Source organism: Humidesulfovibrio sp., assembly GCF_035560995.1.
In the GTDB taxonomy this organism is placed as follows: Bacteria; Desulfobacterota; Desulfovibrionia; order Desulfovibrionales; family Desulfovibrionaceae; genus Humidesulfovibrio.
This window is the reverse complement of record NZ_DATMYK010000156.1, coordinates 1-2,475: the sequence shown is the minus strand read 5'-3', so window position 1 is coordinate 2,475 and position 2,475 is coordinate 1. Positions and strand designations below refer to the sequence as shown.

Here is a 2,475-nt window from a genome sequence, read left to right as displayed (position 1 = left end):
AGGCCCGCGCCGGAGAAGATGACGTCGGCCCCCTCGCGGATGCTCGTGCGCACGAGGTCGGCGAAGTTGGTCAGCGCAACCATGATGTTGACGCCGAGCAGGCCCTGGGTCATGCGCTCCTTGGCCTTGCGGATTTCCTCGCGCAGGGCGCGGATGTTGGCTTCCGTGGGGTTTTTCGCCACATCTGGCTCGCCCATGCCGATCATGGCCGCAGCTATGACGCCCACGCCGCCCTCGTTGGCCACGGCAGTTGCCAAGCCGGACAGGGAGATGCCCACGCCCATGCCGCCCTGAATGATGGGCAGTTTGGCGATCTGGTCGCCGAAATGAAGTTCGGGGAGTTTCATTGCGAAACCTCTCATTTTTGTTGACGCCTTGTTTCGCGTTTTACCGTTCTTGTCAAGGCATCCGGGAACCCGCTCGGGCTAGAGCTTGGCGAGTTTTGGCGCAAGGTACTGTTTGAACAACATCTCCGAGAAGAAGAGGGAGCTGGTGAAGGCCGGGGAGATGGAATTCAGCACATGTACACTATTATAAGTCCCCTCTATGACGAAGTCCATGACCAGCTCATTCTTCTTTACGTCCACCAGCTGCGGACGGATGCCCGCCTTGGGCGTGGCCTCGATGTCGTCCGGAGAGAGTTCCTTGACCAGCTTGCGAGCATCGTTGAAGAAATACGTGAAAGAGTACTTGCGGGGCTCCTCAAGGGCCACCTCGCGGAACTTCTTGTTGCGGAAGAACAGCACCGCGTCGCGCAGCAGGATGGAGAAGGCCTCGGAATCGATGCCGGACAGGATGCCGTAGTTCTCGCGTCCCAGGGCCGGGATGGCCGTGGGCCCGAGGTACACGTCGCCGTGCGCCCCGCGCGTGAAGTGCACGCCCAGGAAGGGATTCTTGATGTTCGGCACCGGGTAGATGCTGCCCCGGATCATGTGCGCCTTCTCCTTCTTGAGCTTCTTATAGATGCCCTTGAAGGGGATGAGCTGGTAGTCGCCCCCCAGGCCAAAGGCGTGGGCCACCACGTCGCCGTAGGCGCCGGCGGCGTTCAGGAAGAACGCGCAGGAGATGTCCCCGGCCGTGGTCCGCACGCTCAGGCGTTTGCCTTCCGCCTTGCCCAGGCCGATGAAGCGCGCGCCGAACAGGATCTTGACCTTGCCCGTGGCCAAAAGCTCGGCCTGGATGCTCTTCAGTATCTCCTTGGGGTCCACCACGGCCGTGTAGTGGGAGAACAGGGCTTGGCCGGCGCTCTTGGCGTTGGGCTCGATCTCGGCAAGTTGCTTGTCGTCGATGAGCTCCACCTTGGCCCCGTTCTGGGTGGCCCGGCTGTACAACTCGCGCAGGGTGGGCAGTTCGGATTCGTCGCGCGCCACGATGACCTTGCCGGTCTTGAGCATGGGCAGGCCGCGCTCCTCGCAGTACTGCTTCATGCGGAAGTTGCCTTGCAGGCAGGACTGGGCGCGCAGGGAACCCGGCGCATAGTAGATGCCCGCGTGGAGCACACCGCTGTTGCGGCCGGAGGCGTGTTTACCTGCCTCCGGCTCCTTGTCGATGATCAGGATGTCGTCGTAGCCTGCGGCCACCAGGTCGCGCGCGACGGTGAGGCCCACAATGCCCGCGCCGCAGATGAGGATGCTTGCTGTGATCATTATTGGTTCCCGATGGTTATTTTGGGGCAAGGAGTTCAAAGCCCGTGGCGGCGTCGCGCTTGCGCACAAGGTCCAGCCCGGCGAGTTCAATAAGAATGAATTCGCCGATGGTCCAAATGTCTATGCCGGGGCGGATGCAACCGGTCTTGACCGTGTCACCCCGGCCGAAGGTGGCGTGCATGTGCAGCTTGGGCCGCCCGGCCTCGTCCGGGAACAGGGTGCCCACGGCCGCGGCCTCGTGCGCGCCAAGGAGTTCCGCCAAGACCGGCACCGGCGGCATGCTCGTAGCATCCTCCGGCCCCACCACGATGCGCCCTGAGCCCACGCCGCCCACCAGGGCACAGAAGCCCTGGCTCACGCCGCGCTCGGCCGCGAAGGCCTCGATGCACTCCGGCAGGCGGTCGCCGTCCTCCAGCCGCAGCACGAATACGCGGCCCATGCGTCCTTCCGCAACCTTCATGTCATATCCTCCGGCCCGGGCTTACGCGCCGCAGAGCCCGTTGAAATCGCACCACTGGCAGTGCCTGCCGCTGCGCGCGGGCAGTTCCGGCGCGGCCAGCATGTGCTCCAGGGTGAAGCGCACCAGGGCCGGGGCGTGGCGATGGATGACCAGGGTCCGCTGGGCGGCCTCCACCTTGGCGCCGAAGAGCGGCTTTTCCGAGCCGTCGCTCTTGAGCTCCACCCAGGCCGCGTTGTCCGGGGCATAGGCTCCGCCTGCGGCCAGCAGGTGCAGGTACAGCGGCAGCTGAACGTCCAGGCCGCTCTCGGCCAATTCCAGGTACAGTTCCGCCGCCTCGGACGAGCCAGGCCGGGCCTCGCCCATGTGCAC

Annotated in this window: 4 protein-coding genes; all 4 read right to left on the bottom strand. The window is 64.5% G+C overall.

From position 1 onward, the window contains the following. On the bottom strand, positions 1-347 hold a 347-nt coding region (locus VN419_RS06115; protein ID WP_325645526.1), incomplete at its 3' end, for a nitronate monooxygenase. Positions 348-425: 78 nt separating this feature from the next. Then, positions 426-1,646: an L-2-hydroxyglutarate oxidase gene (gene lhgO, locus VN419_RS06110; RefSeq protein ID WP_325645524.1), complete on the bottom strand. Its 1,221-nt coding sequence runs from the start codon at positions 1,644-1,646 to the stop codon at positions 426-428. A gap of 16 nt (positions 1,647-1,662) precedes the next feature. Beyond that, positions 1,663-2,106: a PPC domain-containing DNA-binding protein gene (locus VN419_RS06105; protein WP_325645521.1), complete on the bottom strand. Its 444-nt coding sequence runs from the start codon at positions 2,104-2,106 to the stop codon at positions 1,663-1,665. Positions 2,107-2,127: 21 nt separating this feature from the next. Continuing rightward, a partial coding sequence (locus VN419_RS06100; RefSeq protein ID WP_325645519.1) for a PD-(D/E)XK nuclease family protein occupies positions 2,128-2,475 on the bottom strand: 348 nt, incomplete at its 5' end.

Excerpts from the sequence above, each read along its gene's own strand:
- VN419_RS06105 (WP_325645521.1), bottom strand. The coding sequence starts at position 2,106 with ATGAAGGTTGCGGAAGGACGCATGGGCCGCGTATTCGTGCTGCGGCTG.
- lhgO (WP_325645524.1), bottom strand. The coding sequence starts at position 1,646 with ATGATCACAGCAAGCATCCTCATCTGCGGCGCGGGCATTGTGGGCCTC.